Annotated in this window: 18 protein-coding genes; 15 read left to right on the top strand and 3 right to left on the bottom strand. The window is 64.3% G+C overall.

Translation table 11 applies throughout. The features are described from left to right. Positions 1-4: 4 nt before the first annotated feature. The gene (locus ACA097_RS05865; protein ID WP_371370485.1) at positions 5-1,396 is read left to right on the top strand and encodes a sensor histidine kinase; all 1,392 of its coding nucleotides are present in this window, start codon (positions 5-7) and stop codon (positions 1,394-1,396) included. Between the two features lie 27 nt (positions 1,397-1,423). Here the strand turns inward: ACA097_RS05865 and ACA097_RS05860 are convergent, their stop codons facing one another. Beyond that, the gene (locus ACA097_RS05860) at positions 1,424-2,260 is read right to left on the bottom strand and encodes an HDOD domain-containing protein (RefSeq protein ID WP_043250210.1); all 837 of its coding nucleotides are present in this window, start codon (positions 2,258-2,260) and stop codon (positions 1,424-1,426) included. A gap of 48 nt (positions 2,261-2,308) precedes the next feature. Then, on the bottom strand, positions 2,309-3,253 hold the full coding sequence (locus ACA097_RS05855) for a folate-binding protein YgfZ (RefSeq protein WP_043250213.1): 945 nt from the start codon (positions 3,251-3,253) through the stop codon (positions 2,309-2,311). Between the two features lie 161 nt (positions 3,254-3,414). Between ACA097_RS05855 and ACA097_RS05850 the strand changes: the two genes are divergently transcribed. Further along, positions 3,415-3,669, top strand: coding sequence for a succinate dehydrogenase assembly factor 2 (locus ACA097_RS05850; RefSeq protein ID WP_043250215.1), 255 nt, complete (start codon positions 3,415-3,417; stop codon positions 3,667-3,669). Beyond that, the gene (locus ACA097_RS05845; RefSeq protein ID WP_043250217.1) at positions 3,653-4,105 is read left to right on the top strand and encodes a protein YgfX; all 453 of its coding nucleotides are present in this window, start codon (positions 3,653-3,655) and stop codon (positions 4,103-4,105) included. Before ACA097_RS05850 ends, ACA097_RS05845 begins: the two co-directional genes overlap by 17 nt. Here ACA097_RS05845 and nadB read toward each other — a convergent pair. After that, the gene (gene nadB, locus ACA097_RS05840; RefSeq protein WP_043250219.1) at positions 4,074-5,690 is read right to left on the bottom strand and encodes an L-aspartate oxidase; all 1,617 of its coding nucleotides are present in this window, start codon (positions 5,688-5,690) and stop codon (positions 4,074-4,076) included. The genes ACA097_RS05845 and nadB overlap by 32 nt on opposite strands. Positions 5,691-6,082: 392 nt before the next feature. Between nadB and rpoE the strand changes: the two genes are divergently transcribed. From rpoE to pdxJ, 12 genes are all read left to right on the top strand, one after another. Then, the gene (gene rpoE, locus ACA097_RS05835) at positions 6,083-6,667 is read left to right on the top strand and encodes an RNA polymerase sigma factor RpoE (protein WP_043250221.1); all 585 of its coding nucleotides are present in this window, start codon (positions 6,083-6,085) and stop codon (positions 6,665-6,667) included. A 30-nt stretch (positions 6,668-6,697) separates the two neighbouring features. Further along, the gene (locus tag ACA097_RS05830) at positions 6,698-7,288 is read left to right on the top strand and encodes a sigma-E factor negative regulatory protein (RefSeq protein WP_043250223.1); all 591 of its coding nucleotides are present in this window, start codon (positions 6,698-6,700) and stop codon (positions 7,286-7,288) included. 18 nt (positions 7,289-7,306) lie between these two features. Next, entirely contained in the window at positions 7,307-8,257 is a 951-nt protein-coding gene (locus tag ACA097_RS05825) for a MucB/RseB C-terminal domain-containing protein (RefSeq protein WP_043250225.1), read from the top strand. Further along, positions 8,254-8,709: a SoxR reducing system RseC family protein gene (locus ACA097_RS05820; RefSeq protein WP_371369081.1), complete on the top strand. Its 456-nt coding sequence runs from the start codon at positions 8,254-8,256 to the stop codon at positions 8,707-8,709. Before ACA097_RS05825 ends, ACA097_RS05820 begins: the two co-directional genes overlap by 4 nt. Positions 8,710-8,743: 34 nt before the next feature. Continuing rightward, a complete protein-coding gene (locus tag ACA097_RS05815; RefSeq protein WP_043250230.1) occupies positions 8,744-10,168 on the top strand; it encodes a DegQ family serine endoprotease in 1,425 nt (474 codons plus the stop codon). 148 nt (positions 10,169-10,316) lie between these two features. Further along, entirely contained in the window at positions 10,317-12,116 is a 1,800-nt protein-coding gene (lepA, locus tag ACA097_RS05810) for a translation elongation factor 4 (protein ID WP_043250233.1), read from the top strand. A 5-nt stretch (positions 12,117-12,121) separates the two neighbouring features. Beyond that, positions 12,122-12,976: a signal peptidase I gene (lepB, locus tag ACA097_RS05805; RefSeq protein ID WP_371369078.1), complete on the top strand. Its 855-nt coding sequence runs from the start codon at positions 12,122-12,124 to the stop codon at positions 12,974-12,976. A gap of 141 nt (positions 12,977-13,117) precedes the next feature. Further along, positions 13,118-13,495 (top strand): DUF4845 domain-containing protein, encoded by a 378-nt coding sequence (locus ACA097_RS05800; RefSeq protein WP_371369075.1) that lies wholly within the window; start codon positions 13,118-13,120, stop codon positions 13,493-13,495. After that, positions 13,492-14,181 carry a ribonuclease III gene (gene rnc, locus ACA097_RS05795; RefSeq protein WP_371369073.1) on the top strand — a complete coding sequence of 230 codons (690 nt, stop codon included), beginning with the start codon at positions 13,492-13,494 and terminating at the stop codon, positions 14,179-14,181. The genes ACA097_RS05800 and rnc overlap by 4 nt, the downstream gene beginning before the upstream one ends. Further along, positions 14,168-15,082, top strand: coding sequence for a GTPase Era (gene era / locus ACA097_RS05790; protein ID WP_371369070.1), 915 nt, complete (start codon positions 14,168-14,170; stop codon positions 15,080-15,082). The genes rnc and era overlap by 14 nt, the downstream gene beginning before the upstream one ends. 52 nt (positions 15,083-15,134) lie before the next feature. After that, positions 15,135-15,839 (top strand): DNA repair protein RecO, encoded by a 705-nt coding sequence (gene recO, locus ACA097_RS05785; protein ID WP_371369067.1) that lies wholly within the window; start codon positions 15,135-15,137, stop codon positions 15,837-15,839. Beyond that, complete coding sequence (gene pdxJ, locus ACA097_RS05780; RefSeq protein ID WP_371369064.1) at positions 15,832-16,575, top strand: pyridoxine 5'-phosphate synthase; 744 nt, start codon at positions 15,832-15,834, stop codon at positions 16,573-16,575. Before recO ends, pdxJ begins: the two co-directional genes overlap by 8 nt. The last annotated feature ends 94 nt before the right edge of the window (positions 16,576-16,669 follow it).

Raw genomic sequence — 16,669 nt, 5'->3', positions numbered from 1 at the left:
ACGCCTGCCCGGCACGGGCAGCCTGCGCGGGCGCCTGCTCTGGCGGCTCGGCGCCATGCTGCTGGTGCTGTTGCTGCTGGGCAGCGTGGCCACCTACTGGCGCGCCCGGCATGCCTCGGACATCGCCTACGACCGCACCCTGCTGGCCTCGGCGCGGGACATAGCCAGCGGGCTCTACGACAGCAACGGCGCACTGCGCGCCAACGTGCCCTACGTGGCCTTGGACAGCTTCGCCTACGACAGTGCCGGGCGCATCTTCTACCAGGTGATCGACACCCAGGGGCAGTCCATCTCCGGCTACGAAAACCTGCCGCCACCGCCGCCGGGCACGCCGCGCACCAATGACTATCCGGCGCTGGCGCGTTTCTACGATGCTGAATTCCAGGGCCAGGACGTGCGCGTGGTCAGCCTGGCCCAGCCGGTGAGCCAGCCGACGGTCAACGGCATGGCGGAAATCCGCGTGGCGGAAACCCTGGGCGCGCGCGAGCGTCTCGCCCGCGACCTGCTCGCCGATACCCTGCTGAACCTGGCGTTGTCGGCCCTGGCCGCGCTGGCGATGGTTTGGTACGCGGTGAGTGCCGGCTTGCGCCCGCTCGATCGGCTGCGCGCCGCGGTGGAGGAGCGCCAGCCCGACGACCTGCGGCCGCTGCCGCTGGTCCGCGTGCAACGAGAGCTGCGCCCGCTTGTTGCGGCGCTCAACCATTTCACCGCACGTCTACTCGGCCTGTTCGAGCGTCAGTCGCACTTCATCGCCGATGCCTCCCACGAACTGCGCACTCCACTCGCGGCCTTGAAGGCGCGGTTGGAACTGGGCCTGCGCGAAGACGATCCGCAACGCTGGCGTTCGACGCTCGAAGAGGCCGTGCAGTACACCGACAAGGTCACCGGCCTGGCCAACCAGCTGCTTTCGCTGGCACGGATCGAAAGTGGCGCACGCGCTATTGCCGAGGGGGGCGGGGAGCTCATCGAACTCGGCCAACTGGCGCGCGAGCAGGGCATGGTGTTGGCGCCGCTGGCTCATGCGCGGGGTATCGAGCTGGCCTTCGAGGCGGACAGCGCCGCCTGGATCAAGGGCGATCCGACGCTATTGCATGAGCTGCTCGCCAACCTGGTGGACAACGCGCTGGCGCATGCCGCCAGCAGCGTGGTCATCCGCGTCGGCCCGGCGGCGGTGTTGGAAGTGGAAGACGACGGGCCCGGTATTCCGCTCGAGGAGCGCGACAAGGTCTTCCAGCGCTTCTATCGGCGTAGGCAGCAAGGTACCGGTCTGGGGTTGGCTATCGTCGGGGAGATCTGCAGTGCTCACCGCGCGCGCATCGAGCTGGCGTATGGCGAACTGGGCGGGCTGCTGGTCCGGGTTAATTTCCCGGTGGAGGAATTGGCGCGCGCCGAGTGAGTGCTCGGCGCGGCCGTGGTGCGGACGTTACTGGAGCATGCCCATGGCAGCTTCCATGGCAGCCGATAGGTCTTCGTCGTCCTTGAGGTCGGCGTTCGGGTCGATGCCGAGCTTGGCGAAGGCCGGAATACGCGTCCAATCCATCGCCGTGTACGGATGCTGGGTGCCCACGTAGCTCTGCAGCGTGGCGACCTGAACCAGATCGACGTAATCCACCTTCGCCGAGTCGCGCTCGAAGTTCAGGTACTGGCTTGGCACCGAGGCGATGGGCGCCGGGAATTCCCAGGTCTTGAGGATGCGGTCGCCGATGATCGGGTGGATGCGCTCGATCACGTGATTGAGGCTGATGGAGTCGGCCAGCAGTTCGCTGTGCTCCTCGGCATAGGTCAGCACCGGCAGCACGCCGATCTGGTGTACCAGGCCGGCGAGGGTCGCCTGGTCAGGCATCAGGCGGGTGTAGTGGCGGCACAGGGCGTGGCAGATGCCGGCGATCTCGGTGCTCTTGTTCCACACTTCGCGCATCTTGCGGTCGACCACGTCGGAGGTGGCCTGGAACATCTGCTCCATCGCCAGGCCAGTCGCCAGGTTGCTGGTGTAGTTGATGCCCAGGCGGCCGATGGCCATCTGCAAGTCGGTGATTTCCTTGTTGGTGCGCAGCAGCGGGCTGTTCACCACCTTGATGATGCGTGCGGTGAGGGCGGCGTCGTTGCCGATCACCCGGCTCAGGTCCTGGATGCTGACATCCGGGTCCTCGGCCGCTTCGCGAACGCGCAGAGCCACTTCCGGCAGGGTTGGCAGCACCAGCTCGTCGTTGTCGATGGCGCGCAGCAGGTCTTGTTGTACTTTCTCGGCAAGCTTGCTCATGGCGTTTCCTTCAGGGACGCCGGGCTCCCCACCCGGCATGGAATTCGGTCAGCGCTGGATCTCGCGGTCGCTGTCCAGCGTGTAAGGCAGATCCAGCAGGCGCAGCACAGGGCCATCCTCTGCCTGGCCTAGACGGATACGGCCGTCGGTGACGGATTCGTCCGTCAGCACGGCGAGCAGCTCGACGCCAGCGTCCGCGCGCGCGGCCAGCACCACTTCGCCGACGCTGGTGCCGTGCACCGGCGAGAACAGTTCGCTACCAGCTTCCGGCAGGTCCGAGCCGTCGAGCGCCAGGCGGTACAGGCGACGCTTCAGGCGGCCCAGGTACTGCATGCGCGCGACGATCTCCTGGCCGGTGTAGCAGCCTTTCTTGAAGCTCACGCCACCGACAGCCTGCAGGTTGATCATCTGCGGGATGAACAGCTCGCGGGTGGCGCCGAAGACTTGGCCAACGCCAGCGCGGACTTGGGCCAGCAGCCAGTCGTTGAGGTTGCCTTCGTTCAGGCTGGCGTCCAGCAGCTCGCGGATTTCTGCGGCGCGCGCGGCGGGCACCCAGAGTTCGGCGCGGCCTTCACCCAGACGAACGGCAAGCAACTCGCCGGCGCGGGCAACGCTATCGGTGGCAGCCGGAAGGGTCAGATCCAGGCTGGCGAGCACGGCGTCGCCGCCGATCAACCCGAAGCGCGTCCAGTCGCCGCTAGCGTCGCTCAGGGTGGCCTTGGAGAAGACTGCGTACTTCTTCAGGTCGGCCAGCTGCGCTTCCAGCAGCTCGGCGGCCATGGCCAGCAGGAAGCCTTCGCCCTGGGCGAGGATGCGGAAGCTGGACAGCATGCGGCCCTTGGGCGTACAGCGCGCGCCCAGGCTGGAGGTTCCGGCGTCGAGGTAGTTGAGATTGCAGGTGACCTGGCCCTGGAGGAATTTGCTGGCGTCCACGCCTTGGATGGCAAGGACCCCTTCGTGGGTCAGGGCGGTGTAGAGCGCGGAATCGGCCATTACGTGTCGCTGGAAGAAAGTTAGGGGCCTCATCATAGAGCCGGGACCTGCGCTTGTCAGCGGGTGCCGGGAGGGCGGGGCATGCGTATAATGCCGCTCGCTTCACGGAATCGGGCTGGCGCCCTGCCGGGAGCTTTCGATGTAGCGCCGAGGAACCGCAGATGACCGACGAAACCGAACTGAAACGACTCTTCTGGCACAGCCGCCGCGGCATGCTGGAACTCGACGTGCTGCTGGTGCCTTTCGTGCAGGAGGTCTACCCGGGTCTCGACGCGGAGAACCAGGCGCGCTTCCGCAAGCTGCTCGAGTGCGAGGACCAGGACATGTTCGGCTGGTTCATGCAGCGCGGCGAGCCGGAAGATGCCGACCTGCGCCACATCGTTCGCATGATCCTGGATCGTGTCCAGCCGCATTGATCCCTTCGAATGCCGCTGGCGGCCCTCCACCTGGCTGCTGGCGGCATATCTGGCCTGCCTTGCGCTGGCCATCGCGGCGCTGTTGCTTGCCGCCATACCTCCTCTCTGGCAGATCCTGGGTCTGCTGCTCTGCTTGTCCCACGCCCTCTGGGCATTGCCGCGACAGATTCTGCTGCGAAGTCCGCAATCCTTCGGCGCCCTGCGTCACGATAACGAAGGCTGGCAGCTGTGGTGTCCGCACCAGGGCTGGAGCCCGGTGCAGCTGTGTGCCGACAGCCTGGCGCTGCCTAGTCTGATCGTGTTGCGTTTCCGGTTGCCCGGCAGCCTCATCACGCGCGGTCTGTGCCTGCCGGCCGACAGCCTGGCGCCGGATGAACACCGGCGCCTGCGGCTGCGCTTGCGCTTCAGTCGTGATAGGTGGGCGGCGCCAGAATAGTGTCGTGCGCTTCAGGTAACTGCTGCGGATAGTCCAGGGTGTAATGCAGGCCCCGACTCTCGTGGCGGCGCATGGCCGAATGGATGATGAGCTCGGCGACCTGGGCCAGGTTGCGCAGCTCGATCAGGTCGCGGCTGACCTTGTAGTTGCTGTAGAACTCGTCGATCTCGCTGAGCAGCATGCGTACGCGGTGCTCGGCACGTTGCAGGCGCTTGTTGGTGCGCACGATGCCAACGTAGTCCCACATGAATCGCCGCAGTTCGTCCCAGTTGTGCGCAATGATCACGTCTTCGTCGGAGTCGGTGACCTGGCTGGCGTCCCAGCTCGGCAGCGCTTGCGGCTCCGGCGTCTGCGCCAGGCGTACCTGAATGTCGGCGGCAGCCGAGCGGGCATAGACGAAGCATTCGAGCAGCGAATTGCTGGCCATGCGATTGGCGCCATGCAGACCGGTGAAGCTGGTTTCGCCGATGGCATACAGGCCCGGGACATCTGTATGACCGTGCTCGTCCACCAATACGCCGCCGCAGGTGTAGTGGGCGGCAGGGACCACCGGGATCGGCTCTCGGGTGATATCGATGCCGAATGCCAGGCAGCGTTCGTAGACGGTGGGGAAGTGTTCCTTGATGAACTCGGCCGGCTTGTGGCTGATGTCCAGGTACACGCAATCGGCACCCAGGCGTTTCATCTCGTGGTCGATGGCGCGGGCGACAATGTCCCGCGGCGCCAGTTCGGCGCGCGGATCGAAGCGTTTCATGAAGCGCTCGCCGCTGGGCAGGCGCAGGTACGCACCTTCGCCGCGCAGCGCTTCGGTGATCAGGAAACTCTTGGCCTGCGGGTGGTAAAGGCAGGTGGGGTGGAACTGGTTGAACTCCAGGTTGCCGACGCGGCAGCCGGCGCGCCAGGCCATGGCGATGCCGTCGCCGGAGTTGCCGTCCGGGTTGCTGGTGTAGAGGTAGACCTTGCTGGCGCCGCCGGAGGCAAGCACGGTGAAGCGCGCGGCGAAGGTGTCGACCTCGCCACTGTCGCGGTTCAGCACATAGGCGCCGAGGCAGCGTTGCCCGGGCAATCCCAGCTTGCGCTCGGTGATCAGGTCGACGGCGACCCGCTGCGGCAGCAATTCGATGTTCGGACGCTGCCTGGCTTTCTCCAGCAGGGTGTTGAAGATGGCCGCGCCGGTGGCATCGGCGGCATGGATGATACGCCGGTGACTGTGGCCGCCCTCGCGGGTCAGGTGGAACTCGAAGCCGCGATCCTCGCGTGCCGGTTCGCTGTCGCGGGTGAAGGGTACGCCCTGGTCGATGAGCCACTGGATGGATTCGCGGCTGTGCTCGACGGTAAAGCGCACGGCGTCTTCGCGGCAGAGGCCGGCGCCGGCATTCAGGGTGTCTTCGACGTGGGATTCAACGGTGTCGGTGTCGTCAAGCACTGCCGCGACGCCACCTTGGGCCCAGAACGTCGAGCCTTGCGCCAGTTCGCCTTTGCTGAGCACTGCGATGCGCAGGTTATCAGGCAGGGTGAGGGCCAGCGTCAGGCCCGCAGCACCGCTGCCGATCACTAGTACATCATGCTGAAAATGCTCGCTCATGCGCTGACTCCCGATGGTGGCGGCCTAGTATATAGATGGGGGGAGCGGCACAATAGCGGCCTTCTGCCCGAGTACAGCGCAGCGCCCAGGCTGCAGCTCATGTACACGGGTGTCGCGACTGGAACTTTTTCCAGTCATTCCGGTTCTAACGGTGAATGTCTGAAGCCTTTTTCTGTAATCAAAAGTGGACAGGAAAAGGCGGCGGTTGTTCGTCCGTTACAGTGATTTCAGCGGCCTGATACAGAGAATTCGGGCCGGTTTCCGCGAAGCGGTAAAAAAAACTGTGCGGCGTACGCCTGGAGGGGAGAACTTTTGCGAAACGTCCGAGTCTATTTTGGCAAGGTGATTATGCAGGGCACTCGCAGCTCCTTCAGGCACGTAGAGGAGCATGCATGCTAACCCAGGAACAGGATCAGCAACTGGTAGAACGGGTACAGCGCGGAGACAAGCGGGCATTCGATCTGCTGGTAATGAAGTACCAGCACAAGATCCTCGGCCTGATCGTGCGGTTCGTGCACGACGCCCAAGAGGCCCAGGATGTCGCCCAGGAAGCATTCATCAAGGCGTATCGCGCTTTGGGCAACTTCCGCGGCGAAAGTGCCTTCTATACCTGGCTGTACCGGATTGCCATCAACACCGCGAAAAACCACTTGGTGGCTCGCGGTAGACGGCCTCCAGACAGTGATGTAACAGCCGAGGACGCGGAATTCTTCGAGGGCGATCACGCGCTGAAGGATATCGAGTCACCGGAGCGGGCAATGTTGCGGGATGAGATCGAGGAAACGGTCCATCGCACCATCCAGCAGTTGCCAGAGGACTTGCGTACGGCTTTGACCCTGCGCGAATTCGAGGGATTGAGCTACGAGGATATCGCCACCGTGATGCAATGCCCGGTGGGAACCGTCCGCTCACGGATCTTCCGTGCGCGGGAGGCGATAGACAAAGCTTTGCAGCCTTTGCTGCATGATGAGTCCTGATACGGCGGCAAAAGCCAAGAGAGGTACGCCATGAGTCGTGAAGCCCTGCAGGAGTCGCTGTCCGCTGTGATGGATAACGAAGCGGATGAGCTCGAACTGCGCCGCGTGCTCGCAGCCTGCGGCGAAGATGCGGAATTGCGCGCGACCTGGTCGCGCTACCAGTTGGCACGCTCAGTCATGCACCGCGAGCCGGTGATGCCGAAGCTGGACATCGCCGCCGCTGTGTCCGCTGCGCTGGCCGAAGAGGCTGCGCCGGCACAACCGCGCCGCAATCCGTGGCGCAATGTCGGCCGTCTGGCGGTCGCCGCCTCGGTGACGCTGGCCGTTCTGGCGGGTGTTCGTCTATACCATCAAAATGACAGCGTTGCTCCTGGTGCGCTGGCCCAGCAAGGCGCCACCCCGCAGATTGCTCTTCCGCAGGTGCAGGGGCCGGCAGTTCTGGCTGGCTACAACCAGGATGAAGACGCGCCGCAGGTCATCACTGGCGGTTCGGGCAGCCCGACCACCTGGCATGAACAGCGGCTTCCCGGGTATCTCCGTCAGCATGCCCAGCAGTCGGCAGTGAACGGAACTGACAGCGCCTTGCCCTATGCGCGTGCCGCGAGCCTGGAAAGTCGCTGATACCCAGTAAGGAGCGACATGCGCGCCACCATTCTGTTGTTCGTCCTTGGCGGTTTGCTGACAGGTCCTGTGCAAGCCGCCGATGCGATGTCTTGGGTCAAGCGCCTCGCGGGTGTCGAGCAGCGACAGAGCTTCCACGGCACCTTCGTCTACGAGCGCAACGGCGTCTTCTCCACCCATGAAATCTGGCATCAGGTCAACGGCGACGGTGCGGTGCGCGAGCGCCTGTTGCAGCTGGACGGGCCGCGCCAGGAAGTGGTGCGCGCCGGCGGAGTCACCCAGTGCATTGCCGGTGGGATGTCCGGCCAGCTCGGCGCGGGGCAGCTGTGGCCAGCGCGTCAGCTGAATGCTGCAGACCTGTCCTCCTGGTACGACATGCGTGTGGTCGGTGAGTCGCGAATCGCCGGTCGCGATGCCGTGGTCGTCGGGTTGGTCCCGCGTGACCAGTATCGCTATGGATTCGAGCTGCACATCGACAAGGAAACCGGGTTGCCCCTGAAGTCCTTGTTGCTCAATGAGAAAGGGCAGATTCTCGAGCGCCTGCAGTTCACCCAGCTGAGCGTCGACGCTCCTGGGGATGACGCCCTCAAGCCTTCGGACAGCTGCCAGGCGGTGCCCGAGGGCAAGCCCAGCGAGGCGTCCAAAGTAGCCTGGCAGTCCGAGTGGGTTCCGCCCGGCTTTACCCTCAGCAGCACATTCATGCGCCGCAGTTCGGTTTCCGATGATCAAGTCGTCAGCCTCGATTACGGCGATGGTCTGGCGCGTTTCTCGATCTTCATCGAGCCGTTGCACGGCGCCAAGATCGACGATGCGCGGACCCAGCTAGGTCCGACCGCGGTAGTCTCCAAGCGCTTGAATACCGAAGACGGCGGAATGATGGTCACTGTCGTCGGTGAGATTCCCAGTGGCACCGCCGAGCGGATCGCCATGTCGGTACGGCCCCGGGCGCAGGGGGCTGCCGGCCAGTGATCGAAGAGCGGGGGCGGGTGGTTGGCGTCGAGCCCGGCGCCGTCTGGGTCGAAACCCTGCGTCAGAGCACCTGCTCCAGTTGCGCCGCGAATGCCGGCTGCGGCCGAGGCGTGTTGCAGCGTTTGGGCGCTGGCGCTTCGCGCGGGCAGGTGCGCGCCCTCTGTGATCTGCATCTGAACATGGGTGATTCCGTGGTGCTCGGCCTGCGCGAAGACCTGCTGCTGAAAAGCGCCCTGATGTTCTACCTGCTTCCCCTGCTTGGACTGTTGTCTGGCGCTCTGCTGGCGCAGTGCTATGGTCTGAGCGATTCCTGGTTGATCGTGGCTGGACTGGCGGGATTCCTCGCGGCCTGGCTGCTGGTGCGTCGCCATGCGCGACGCCATTCGGATGATCCGGCGTCGCAACCCGTCGTGTTGCGCGCGCTGATCACGAGGGCCGAGGGGCCCGCCTAGTCAAACTTCCCTTTCAATACGGGAGCTGTAGTCCATGCAAACCCTGAAACGCAGTATGGCTGCGATGGTCGCCCTGTTGGCTTTGAGCCTGACAGCCGTCGCCCGCGCTGAATTGCCTGACTTCACTCAACTGGTGGAGAAAGCCTCGCCGGCCGTGGTGAACATCAGTACCACGCAGAAGGTGCCGGATCAGGTCGCCAGCGGGCAGATGCCCGATCTTGAAGGCCTGCCGCCGATGTTCCGCGACTTCATCGAGCGCAGCATGCCGCGTGGCCAGGGTGGTCAGCGTCCGCCCCGCGGCGCGCAGCGCGAGGCCCAGTCCCTGGGCTCGGGCTTCATCATCTCCGACGATGGCTACGTGCTGACCAACAACCACGTGGTCGCCGACGCCGACGAGATCGTCGTCCGCCTGTCCGACCGCAGCGAGCACAAGGCCAAGCTGATCGGCGCCGACGCGCGCAGCGACGTGGCCCTGCTGAAGATCGACGCGAAAGGTCTGCCGACCCTCAAGTTCGGCGACTCCGACAAGCTCAAGGTCGGCGAGTGGGTATTGGCCATCGGTTCGCCGTTCGGCTTCGACCATTCGGTGACCGCCGGCATCGTCAGCGCCAAGGGGCGCAGCCTGCCGAACGAGAACTACGTGCCCTTCATCCAGACCGACGTGGCGATCAACCCGGGCAACTCCGGCGGTCCGCTGCTGAACCTGCAGGGTGAAGTGGTCGGTATCAACTCGCAGATCTTCACCCGGTCCGGTGGCTTCATGGGCCTGTCCTTCGCCATTCCGATCGATGTGGCGATGAACGTGGCCGATCAGCTGAAGAAAGGCGGCAAGGTCAGCCGCGGCTGGCTCGGCGTGGTGATTCAGGAGGTCAGCAAGGATCTCGCCGAATCCCTCGGTCTGGACAAGCCGGCCGGCGCCTTGGTGGCCCAGCTGGTACAGGATGGCCCGGCAGCGAAGGGCGGCCTGCAGGTTGGCGACGTGATCCTCAGCCTCAACGGCCAAGCCATCAACGAGTCGGCCGATCTGCCGCACCTGGTCGGAGGCATGAAGCCGGGCGACAAGGCGTCTCTGGACGTATTCCGCGATGGTTCGCGCAAGACCCTGAACATGTCTATCGGCAGTTTGCCGGACGAAGAGGACGAAGTCGCCGCGATGGAAGGGCAAGGTGCCGAGCGCAGCAGCAATAGCCTCGGCCTGACCGTATCCGACCTCAGCGCCGATCAGCGCAAGACCCTGGATATCAAGGGTGGCGTGGTTATCAAGGACGTTCAGGACGGTCCGGCGGCGATGATCGGCCTGCGTCCGGGGGACGTCATCACCCACCTGAACAACCGCCAGGTGGATTCGGCCAAGGCATTCTCCGATATCGCCAAGGCGCTGCCCAAGGGCAAATCGGTCTCCATGCGAGTACTTCGTCAGGGGCGCGCCAGCTTCATCACCTTCAAGCTGGGCGATTGACCGGCTAGGACGGAAAAGGGCGGTGTTCACCGCCCTTTTTCATGTCCGACGAACTGCCGCGGGCGTGACGTGCCGCGGCATTTTCAGGTAAACTCCCCGGCTATTTTTCGGCGGATCACCGCCTTCAGCCTTCCGAGTGTGTCAAGCCGTGAGTGACCTGAGTCATATCCGCAATTTCTCCATCATCGCCCACATCGACCATGGCAAGTCGACCCTGGCCGACCGCTTCATCCAGATGTGCGGTGGTCTGTCCGACCGCGAGATGGAGGCCCAGGTCCTCGACTCCATGGACCTCGAGCGTGAGCGCGGCATCACCATCAAGGCCCACAGCGTCACCCTTCACTACAACGCGAAGGACGGCAAGACCTACCAGCTGAACTTCATCGATACTCCCGGCCACGTCGACTTCACCTACGAAGTCAGCCGCTCGCTGGCCGCCTGCGAGGGCGCGCTGCTGGTGGTGGATGCCGGCCAGGGTGTCGAGGCGCAGTCGGTGGCCAACTGCTACACCGCCATCGAGCAGGGCCTGGAAGTCATGCCGGTGCTGAACAAGATGGACCTGCCGCAGGCCGATCCGGACCGCGTTAAGGACGAGATCGAAAGCATCATCGGCATCGATGCCACTGACGCCGTGGCCTGCTCCGCGAAGAGCGGCATGGGTGTTGACGAGGTGCTCGAGCGCCTGGTCGCGACCATTCCGCCGCCCGAGGGCGAGATCGAGGCGCCGTTGCAGGCGCTGATCATCGACTCCTGGTTCGACAACTACCTGGGCGTGGTCTCGCTGGTGCGCGTCAAGCACGGCCGCGTCAAGAAGGGCGACAAGATCCTGGTGAAGTCCACCGGCAAGGTCCACCAGGTGGACAGCGTCGGCGTTTTCACACCGAAGCACACCGAGACTCCGGACCTCAAGGCCGGCGAGGTAGGCTTCATCATCGCCGGCATCAAGGAAATTCTGGGCGCGCCGGTGGGCGATACCCTGACCCTGTCCAACACCCCGGACGTGGAAGTACTGCCGGGCTTCAAGCGTATCAAGCCGCAGGTCTACGCCGGACTTTTCCCGGTCAGCTCTGATGACTTCGAGGACTTCCGCGAAGCCCTGCAGAAACTGACCCTGAACGACGCTGCGCTGCAGTACGAGCCGGAGAGCTCCGAGGCCCTGGGCTTCGGCTTCCGCATCGGCTTCCTCGGCATGCTGCACATGGAGATCATCCAGGAGCGCCTGGAGCGCGAATACGACCTGGACCTGATCACCACCGCGCCGACCGTGATCTTCGAGATCGTGCAGAAGAACGGCGACATCCTTTATGTCGACAACCCGTCCAAGCTGCCGGATATCTCGTCCATCGACGAGATGCGCGAGCCGATCTGCCGTGCCACCATCCTCGTGCCCCAGGAGCACCTGGGCAACGTCATCACCCTTTGCATCGAGAAGCGCGGCGTGCAGCGCGACATGCACTTCCTCAGCGGCCAGGTCCAGGTGATCTACGACCTGCCGATGAACGAAGTGGTGCTGGACTTCTTCGATCGCCTGAAGTCGACCAGCCGCGGCTATGCCTCGCTCGACTACAGCTTCGACCGCTTCGAGCCGGCCAACCTGGTCCGTCTCGACGTGCTGATCAACGGCGAGAAGGTAGACGCCCTCGCTCTGATCGTTCACCGCGACAACGCCCCCTACAAGGGCCGTCAGCTGGTGGAGAAGATGAAAGAGCTGATCCCGCGGCAGATGTTCGACGTGGCGATTCAGGCGGCCATCGGTGGGCAGATCATCGCCCGTTCGACGGTCAAGGCGCTCAGGAAGAACGTGCTGGCCAAGTGCTATGGTGGTGATGTGAGCCGTAAGCGCAAGCTGCTGGAGAAGCAGAAGGCCGGTAAGAAACGGATGAAACAGGTCGGTAGCGTGGAGATTCCGCAGGAAGCCTTCCTCGCCGTGCTCAAAGTGGACAGTTAGATTCTATGACGCTGAATTTCCCGCTGTTGCTGGTGATCGCCGTTGCCGTTTGCGGCGCTCTGGCCCTGGTCGACCTGGTGCTCTTCGCACCGCGTCGCCGAGCCGCCATCTCCGCCTACCAGGGCTCGGTCACCGAGCCCGATCCGGAAGTGCTGGACAAGCTGAACAAGGAGCCCGTGCTGGTCGAGTACGGCAAGTCCTTCTTCCCGGTGCTGTTCATCGTGCTGGTGCTGCGCTCCTTCCTGGTCGAACCGTTCCAGATTCCGTCCGGCTCGATGAAGCCGACCCTGGAAGTCGGTGATTTCATCCTGGTCAACAAGTTCGCCTACGGCATCCGCCTGCCGGTGCTGGACACCAAGGTGATCCCGGTTGGCGACCCGCAGCGCGGCGATGTGATGGTGTTCCGCTATCCCAGCGACCCGAACATCAACTACATCAAGCGTGTGGTTGGCGTGCCGGGCGACAAGATCCGCTACACCAGCGACAAGCGCCTGTACATCAACGACCAGTTGGTGGCGCAGCAACTGCTCGGCGAGGAGCCGGGCAGCCTGGGCAGCGTTACGCTGTTCAAGGAAAAGCTGGGTGACGTCGAACACCTGATCCGCCAGGAGATGACTCGCTACCGCATCGAGCCGGGTCGCGAATGGCAGGTGCCGGCCGGCCATTACTTCATGATGGGCGACAACCGCGACAACTCGAACGACAGCCGCTACTGGAACGATCCGCGCATTCCCAAGCAGCTGCTGGGCATGGTTCCGGACCGCAACATCGTCGGCAAGGCATTTGCCGTATGGATGAGCTGGCCGGATCCGAAGCTGCACAACCTGCCGAACTTCTCGCGGGTTGGCGTGATTCACTGATTGTGAGATGCGTCGAGCGCCGACCCTGCAGTCGGTGCTAGAACGATAAGGCGGGGCTGCACGCGGGGAGCGGGTCAGCCCCGCTTGCACTTGGAACCGCCACCGGCGGGACATAAGAACCATACCGACAATGAGGTCGCCATGACTTACGCGCATTCGCAGAAGGGGCTGTCGCTGCTGGGCTGGATGGTAGTGCTGGCTATTGTGGCGTTTTTTGCCAGTACGGCGTTCAAGATCATTCCGCACTACCTGGACTATTACTCCATCGAGAAAGCCATCACTTCGGTGGAAACCGACAAGGCCGCGGAGGTGCGCAGCGTCCCGGAGTTCTACTCTTACGTGGACAAGGCGCTGACCATCAACAACATTCGTGACCTGAAGCTTCAGGATGCGATGGATGTGCAACTGGACAACAACGAGTTCCGCGTGCACCTGAAATATGAAAAACGCGAACCGCTGATCGAGAACCTCGATCTGGTGGTCCACTTTGACAAAGACTTCCGTGTAAGAACACCGTGAGCAATACCCTGGACCGACTCGAGCGCAAGCTCGGCTACACCTTCAAGGACCAGGACCTGATGGTCCTGGCCCTGACGCACCGCAGCTTCGCCGGGCGCAATAACGAGCGCCTGGAGTTCCTTGGCGACGCCATCCTCAACTTCGTCATCGGCGAGGCGCTGTTTACCCACTTCCCGCAGGCCCGCGAGGGGCAGCTGTCGCGCCTGCGCGCGCGGCTGGTCAAGGGCGAGACCCTGGCCTTGCTGGCCCGTGGCTTTGAGCTGGGCGACTACCTGCGCCTGGGCTCCGGCGAGCTCAAGAGCGGCGGCTTCCGTCGCGAGTCGATCCTCGCCGACGCCATGGAAGCGCTGATCGGCGCCATCTACCTGGATACCGGCATGGACTCCGCGCGCGAGCGCATCCTCGCCTGGCTCGGCCCGCAACTGCGCGAGCTGACCCCGGTAGACACCAACAAGGACCCCAAGACGCGCCTGCAGGAGTTCCTGCAATCGCGTGCCTGCGAACTGCCGCGCTACGACGTGGTGGATATCCAGGGCGAACCGCATTGCCGGACCTTCTTCGTCGAGTGCGAAGTGGCCCTGCTGAACGACAAGACCCATGGTCATGGCGGCAGTCGCCGCATCGCCGAGCAGGTGGCCGCCGCCGCCGCGCTGGTGGCCCTGGGCGTGGAGAATGGCCATGACTGAACAACTCGACGACCTCAGCCGCTGCGGCTACGTCGCCATCGTCGGCCGCCCCAATGTGGGCAAGTCGACGCTGCTCAACCACATCCTCGGGCAGAAGCTGGCCATCACCTCGCGCAAGCCGCAGACGACTCGCCACACCCTGCTGGGCATCAAGACCGAAGGTCCGATCCAGGCGGTGTACGTCGACACCCCCGGCCTGCACAAGGACAACGACAAGGCGCTCAACCGTTACATGAACCGCTCGGCCAGTGCCGCGCTGAAGGACGTCGACGTGGTGATCTTCGTCGTCGACCGCACGCGCTGGACCGATGAGGACCAGATGGTTCTCGACCGCGTGGTGCACGTCACTTGCCCGGTACTGATCGCGGTGAACAAGGTCGACCGCATGGAAGACAAGGCCGAGCTGCTGCCGCACCTGGCATGGCTAACCGAGCAACTGCCGAAAGCCGAAGTGGTGCCGATTTCCGCCCAGCACGGGCAGAACCTCGAGCTGCTCGAGCAGCTGGTTGCCGAGCGTCTGCCGGAAAGCGAGCACTTCTTCCCGGAAGACCAGATCACCGACCGCAGCAGCCGCTTCCTCGCCGCGGAACTGGTGCGCGAGAAGATCATGCGCCAGCTTGGCGCCGAGCTGCCGTACCAGATCACCGTGGAGATCGAAGACTTCAAGCAGGAAGGCAACGTCCTGCATATCCACGCGTTGATCCTGGTGGAACGCGAAGGCCAGAAGAAGATCATCATCGGCGACAAGGGCGAGCGCATCAAAAGCATCGGCCAGAACGCGCGCAAGGACATGGAAGTGCTGTTCGACTCCAAGGTCATGCTCAACCTCTGGGTCAAGGTCAAAGGCGGCTGGTCCGACGACGAACGCGCCTTGCGTTCGCTGGGCTACGGCGACCTCTGATTTCCATCAGGGCAGCCTGCACCTGCGGGCTGCCTGAAGGCCGCTCCCGCGCATGAGCCTCGTCAGCGTCCCCCTGCCATCCTTCATCCTGCACAGCCGTCCCTACAAGGAAACCAGCGCGCTGGTGGACTTTTTCACGCCTGAGGGACGCCTGCGCGCGGTCCTGCGTGGCGCGCGCGGCAAGTCCGGCGCGCTGGCCCGGCCGTTCGTGCCGTTGGAGGCTGAGTTCCGCGGGCGCAGCGAGCTGAAGAACGTCTCGCGCCTCGAAGCCGCCGGCATTCCCAACTTGCTGGCTGCCGAAGCGCTGTTCAGCGGGCTCTACCTGAACGAGCTGTTGATACGGCTGCTACCGGCGGAAGTCCCGCATCCCGACCTCTTCGAACACTACTGCGCGACCCTGCCACTGCTTGCCGCCGGACGCCCGCTGGAGCCACTGCTGCGCGCTTTCGAATGGCGCCTGCTGGACGAGCTGGGCTATGGTTTCGCCCTCGATCGGGATATTGTCGGACAAGCCGTGGTACCCAAGGGCCTTTACCGCCTGTTGCCGGACGCCGGACTGGAACCGGTGGGCGAGCTGCAGCCGGGGCTGTTCCATGGCGCCGACCTGCTGGCCATGGCCGAGGCGGACTGGAGTGCTCCCGGCGCCCTGGCCGCGGCCAAGCGCCTGATGCGCCAAGCCCTCGCACCCCATCTCGGCGGCCGGCCACTGGTCAGCCGCGAACTCTTCATGAATCGTAAGGAACCTCCCCGTGACTGAAGCCAACCGCATCCTCCTGGGCGTCAACATCGACCACGTGGCGACCCTGCGCCAGGCTCGCGGCACCCGATACCCTGACCCGGTGAAGGCCGCGCTGGACGCCGAGGAAGCCGGCGCCGACGGTATCACCGTGCACCTGCGCGAAGACCGCCGGCACATCCAGGACCGCGACGTACGCGTGCTCGCCGAAGTGCTGCAGACGCGCATGAACTTCGAGATGGGCGTCACCGAGGAAATGATGGCCTTCGCCGAGATCATTCGTCCGGCGCACGTCTGCCTGGTCCCGGAAACCCGTCAGGAGCTGACCACCGAGGGTGGCCTGGACGTCGCCGGACAGGAAGCGCGCATCCATGCTGCCGTGCAGCGCCTGGCCGCCGCCGGCTGCGAAGTGTCGTTGTTCATCGATGCCGATCCGCGGCAGATCGAGGCGTCCGCCCGCGTTGGCGCGCCGGCCATCGAGTTGCACACCGGCCGCTACGCCGACGCCCACAGCGTTGCGGAAACCGCCCAGGAGCTGGCGCGCATCCGTGATGGCGTGGAGTTCGGTCTTTCGCATGGGCTGATCGTCAACGCCGGTCACGGCCTGCACTACCACAACGTCGAGCCGGTGGCGGCAATCGCCGGCATCAACGAGCTGAACATCGGCCACGCGCTGGTGGCCCACGCGCTGTTCGTCGGCTTCAAGCAGGCGGTGGCGGAGATGAAGGCGCTGATCGTGGCAGCGGCCAACCGCTGAGCTCGCGATTCTGGGTCCCCGCGTTCGCGGGGATGACGCCAGGAAGCGTGAGCCTCGAATCCGTCATTCCCGCGAACGCGGGAACCCAGATAAC

It is taken from the genome of Pseudomonas sp. QL9, from assembly GCF_041409665.1.
GTDB lineage: Bacteria > Pseudomonadota > Gammaproteobacteria > Pseudomonadales > Pseudomonadaceae > Pseudomonas > Pseudomonas knackmussii.
The sequence above is the reverse complement of the archived record's forward strand: the minus strand, read 5'-3'. Positions and strand labels throughout refer to the sequence as shown.